General features: G+C 62.5%; 3 protein-coding genes and 1 pseudogene. 3 read left to right on the plus strand and 1 reads right to left on the minus strand.

Translation table 11 applies throughout. From position 1 onward, the window contains the following. Nucleotides 1-785: 785 nt before the first annotated feature. Nucleotides 786-1142, plus strand: coding sequence for a GNAT family N-acetyltransferase (locus AC0NZN_RS18265; RefSeq protein WP_474593752.1), 357 nt, complete (start codon nt 786-788; stop codon nt 1140-1142). A gap of 25 nt (nt 1143-1167) precedes the next feature. On the opposite strand, the pseudogene AC0NZN_RS18270 reads toward AC0NZN_RS18265, so the two are convergent. Then, a pseudogene (locus AC0NZN_RS18270) lies at nt 1168-2148 on the minus strand (IS110 family transposase); the annotation flags it as partial. A 672-nt stretch (nt 2149-2820) separates the two neighbouring features. On the opposite strand from AC0NZN_RS18270, the gene AC0NZN_RS18275 reads away from it, so the two are divergent. Then, nucleotides 2821-3078 carry a helix-turn-helix domain-containing protein gene (locus AC0NZN_RS18275; protein WP_474593753.1) on the plus strand — a complete coding sequence of 86 codons (258 nt, stop codon included), beginning with the start codon at nt 2821-2823 and terminating at the stop codon, nt 3076-3078. A 200-nt stretch (nt 3079-3278) separates the two neighbouring features. After that, nucleotides 3279-4559 carry an ABC transporter transmembrane domain-containing protein gene (locus AC0NZN_RS18280; protein WP_474593754.1) on the plus strand — a complete coding sequence of 427 codons (1281 nt, stop codon included), beginning with the start codon at nt 3279-3281 and terminating at the stop codon, nt 4557-4559. The last annotated feature ends 107 nt before the right edge of the window (nt 4560-4666 follow it).

A 4666-nucleotide genomic window follows, 5' to 3' on the forward strand; every position in this document is an offset into this window, starting at 1 on the left:
CCAGGCTCACTCTCGTCGCCGACACCGGAATCGAGGTGAACACCGACACCCTCCTCGAACTCAGCGCCTAACCATCAAACGAAGAAGGATCACCGACCGCTACACCACGCCCCGGGGCTTGACCGAGGTGTTGATTCTGGCTCCCCTGGCACCGCTGATTCGCCGCGTGGCGCAATGTTGGCGGGTTTTCGGTGTTCGAGTATTGACAGTCGGCGGGGCGGCAGGGCCGGAAGAGCCTGCGGTATCGGCTGGTCGCAGTGCGAAGGTAGCCCGCCCAGCGGGCCAGATCGGTGAGGCGCAGGATCCGGGGGCGACCTTGCCTGGCAGAGTCGCGGGAAGGCTGATCGGCCGATGCCGCATCGGCTAGGCCAGCACCGGCTGGCCTCATGTGTCGGATGAGCGAGGACTCCTGACCCCAGGTCCGGTCAACGGCAGGGGCGCGGATGGCGCACCAGATCCGGTTGTGGTCGCGCGCGCAACTGCGAGTTCCGCGGCGGGTGTTCCTTGCGCCGCGCATGGCGATCCCTCGAGCGCGCGGCGCCGACGACCTAGCGCGAGAGGGTGGAGCGGCCCGCGGTCGCGGTTGGTGGCGAACACGGTGAGACGATAGCCCGTTGAGGGCGCCGAGCCGCAAGTGCGACCGGGGGCTGGTGCCGCTATGTTGTTCGTCAACTCCAGCGGCCGCTTCGTCGACATTTCTGTGATTGAGATCGAGCTGCGTCAGGCAACCCCGGAGGATCAGGAGTCGCTCCTTTGGCCTGCACGAAGCTTCGCCTCGTGCACTCGTGGAGGCCGCCTACGGCCCCTGGGTCGCGGAGGAACAGCGCGAGCCCTTCTGGCCGCTGATTGACGAGCATGGCGTGTTCGTCGTGATGGTGGGCCATCGCGCCGTGGGCGCGGTGTATCGCAGTCAATGCGATGGAGATACCTGGCTCGAGCTCATCGAACCCACGCCCGACCGTCAAGGGTCGGGCGTGGGTTCTGCCGCGCTGCGACGGGTGGTGAGCGACTCGCATTGGCGTCAGCGGGGAACGCTGCTTCAGGTGCATCACGTGAACGAGCACGATCGGCGACTCTATGAGCGTGAGGGCTTCGTTTTCGGTGGAGAGACTCTGACGCATCATGTGCTGCGTCACGGCTGAAGGAGTATGCCCCGAGCGCCGGCGCGGACGATCGCGATTCGTGGAGGGTGCCGTCACGGAGCGTCGCGTGGAGGACATCGGAGTGCCGCCGGGCGAGGGCGATGAAGGCTGGCTGTGGCGTTTGCCTTCGGCGAGCTTGCGGTCGTAGTAGGCGCGGGATTCGGCGTCGCGGAGCGCGGCGAACGTGAAGGGGAACATGGTCAGCTCCAGGGTCCTCTTGCCGCGCCGGGAGGGGTGCTCACTACGAATCGACGTGCCGGAGCGCCTCCTCACGCGCGCGAGGCCGGCGTAAGCTGCGAGGTGTCCGGCGGCAGGGAAGGTCTTGGTGGTTATTTCGGTGAGGAGCCGGGCTGCGGTCCGGACGCCGACTCCTGGCATGCTCTTCAGGACCGGCTGAAGAGCGTGCTGCTCTCGAGGATCTTCTCGACCTCGACGGCGAACTCGTGCCGCTGCCGACGCAGCGGGCCAGCTGTTCGGCAAAGCGCGGCGGCATGAGCGCCGCGGCGTTGCTGCCGGTGACCACGACAGTCTGCGCACGCAGCTCGGCGGCGATCTCCGCCGCCCAGACCCGGCCCTTGCGCGGCGTTCTTCAGCAGCCCAGTCCCGAGGCGCTTTTCGCACGCGGCCCGCATCGCTGCCGGTGACGAGTAGCGCTACGGCAGGTCGAGGATCGCGGGGCGATCCAGTCTGGGGCCGATCACGCGCTCCAGTTCAGGGTGGATCTGGGTGAGCAGACCGCGGATCCGGTTGGAGACCTGGATGATCTTCCCGGGGGAGATCGTCGTCGAATCGGCAGAGCATCGTCAGCTCTGACGCTTGCTCATCGGTGCCCTCGATCGACCGCAGTGTGCGCGGCATCGTCCGGCCCGTTTCGGTAATGATCGCTGCGTCTCTGGCGGCGGTCTACCTCGCCGGGGTGCAGGTTCACGATGCGTCGCATCGTCAGGCCGGGCAGGTACCCGACCAGGGCGCCCTCAGCCTGGGCAACCGCTCCTGGTAGAGCACCGGTGAGCCACGCTAGGAGCTCGAACGTGGCGTACCCCGGATAGGCGCGGATCAACACATGCTCCCCCGGCGGCGTCTTGCTGCCGCCGAGGTGAGCGAGCGGGGCGGGCAGATGATCGACAGCCGTGCCCGATCGCGCATTCCTTGCCTCGAGTGTGATCGCGAGCATCTCCCGGGTGTCCGCCGCGCAAACGCCCACAACGGGTGAAGCCGGAACCACATCTCGTGGCAGGGGTGCGTGCTCTTCCCCGAGTGCCGGTCCGCAGCGTGGCGTCCAAAATCGATCAATCGGGACACAACCTCTCGGGACTATGGATCCACGTGACCCACGTCTGCAATCGGATGCGACGCGAAAGGCGCACACGGTGCCCGTAGGACTGGGCGATGCCGGCGCGGGATGTCTCGCGCTCAACAGTTCGTCAAAACGCGGTACTATCACTGGGTGCGCCGCTTGTTCTGGACACTGACCGTTGAAGCGGGCGCTTCAACCCCACGCCTACGGAGGAGCATGTCCTCGCCGCAGGACCGTCTCCCCCGTTGGCAAGGCAGGGAATGGGGCACCCCCAGAGCGTGCCCGGCGCATCTTGCGCCGCCGACGGCCCAAGACTCCGCCGAGGCGAGCACGGCGTTCTCGATTCGCCGCCGAGCGGTTGGCGAGCATAGGAGGCAAGGAATGACCCCACCAGAATATGAATGGCGACTACGCCAACTCGCCGCTGATGCAAACATATACAAGACGACAGATCTGCACCGCGCTCTCGTTGACCGAGGGGTACGAATGTCATCGAGCCAAGTCTATCGGCTGGTTGCAGAAGTGCCGGTGAGATTAAATATGCATGCATTGGTAGCCATCATGGATATTCTCCACTGCACCGCCGATGAGCTCATCCGTCCGAAAGAATCGGCCTGCAAGGATAGCTCTTCGGCGTAATAGCCCAAGAGTATTGCTAATATCGGAGGCTCCGCTCGCCATCCATCGCAAAGAAGCGACGACGAGGTCGTGGGTGATTCAAACGATCCGAGCGTGACGTTTCTCCGGGTGCGGGCACAGGCATCAACGATGCAAACAAGTAGCACTTGATAGGGGAAGACAACTTGTATGGAACTTCTTCAGAGAATCAGGGCCAGGGCATGCCCGGGAAGGCGCCCTCCCCGGGCCACAAAGTCTCCCTCACCGCGCGCGTCACGCGACTATATCGGCCTCATCGCTCAGCAATCCTTCTAGTTGCCATTCTCGTCGTCTTTTCCGCCGGCGCTAGCGTTCTGCCACCGCTCCTCACGCAGTCGCTCTTTGATCAGGCACTGTTCCCAGTGGGTGGCGGGCCGGTAGACACGACATTACTATTTCAGTTGTCAGTGGCAATACTCGCCATATACGTCATAACCGCGATCGCGACAGTGTGGCAAACCTATCTCACGACAAAAGTGGGGAGCAAGGTTGTCAGCGCACTCAGGGTTCAACTGTTCGAACACCTTCAGTCGATGGAGTTCGGCTTCTTTGCTAACACGCGGACAGGAGAAATCCAGTCCAGGTTGCAGAACGATATCGGCGGTGTCGCGGGCGTACTCTCGAATACGGTCGCCAGTGTCCTTGGTAATTTAATTCAGGTCATTGCATCGTTGGTTGCCATGTTTTGGCTAGATTGGCGTCTCGCTTGCATCGCCGTCGTGCTGACTCCCCCGCTTGTTCTTGTGCAGCGTCGAGTGGGGAGAGCACTCGCAAATATCGTTACTCAGACGCAGGAAAGTCTTGCGGAGATGAGCGCGATCACGCAAGAATCACTCTCGGTTTCCGGGATGCTCCTATCAAAGCTGTTCAGTCGCTCTGCCCAAGAGACTGAACGTTACGCAACCGAAAGCGCCAGGCAAGCTGAGCTCCAAGTTCGTGAGGCGACAAGAATTCAGTGGTTCATGGGGGTTGTTCAAATCCTCCTCTCAATGATCCCGATTGTCGTTTACATAGCCGCCGGCTTCTTCGCAACGACTGGTGTCGATGTTATCTCCGCGGGCACAATTGTTGCATTTACAGCCGTGCAATCACGACTACTCTTCCCGTTAGCGGGTCTTCTGCACACTGGAGTTGATGTCCGGGCATCTCAGGGGTTGTTTACGCGTGTCTTTGAGTATCTCGACTTGGTGCCAGCGATCCGGGAGGCATCCAATGCTCGTGACATTTCCAGGGTTTCTGCACCCATAAGCGTCTGCTTTCGCGATGTAGATTTCCGATACCCCGGACTGAGTGACGACGCACCGTCGACCCTTAGCGGGGTTTCCTTCGAGATCCCGAAGGGGACATCCGCCGCGTTCGTCGGTGCGTCCGGCGCAGGAAAGACGACGATCTCGTACCTGATACCGCGGCTGTACGACGTGACAAGCGGGGCCGTCATTGTTAATGGGGCTCTTCGCAGTTGAGGGTGTAGTCGAGGGTCGGCGGCTGGTTCGCGGAGAGACGTCGAGGTCTTCCAGGATGGAAGTTCCTACACTGCCCATCCGCCGGAAGACCTCGACTTGCACCACGC

It is taken from the genome of Microbacterium sp. sgz311019 (assembly GCF_056135325.1).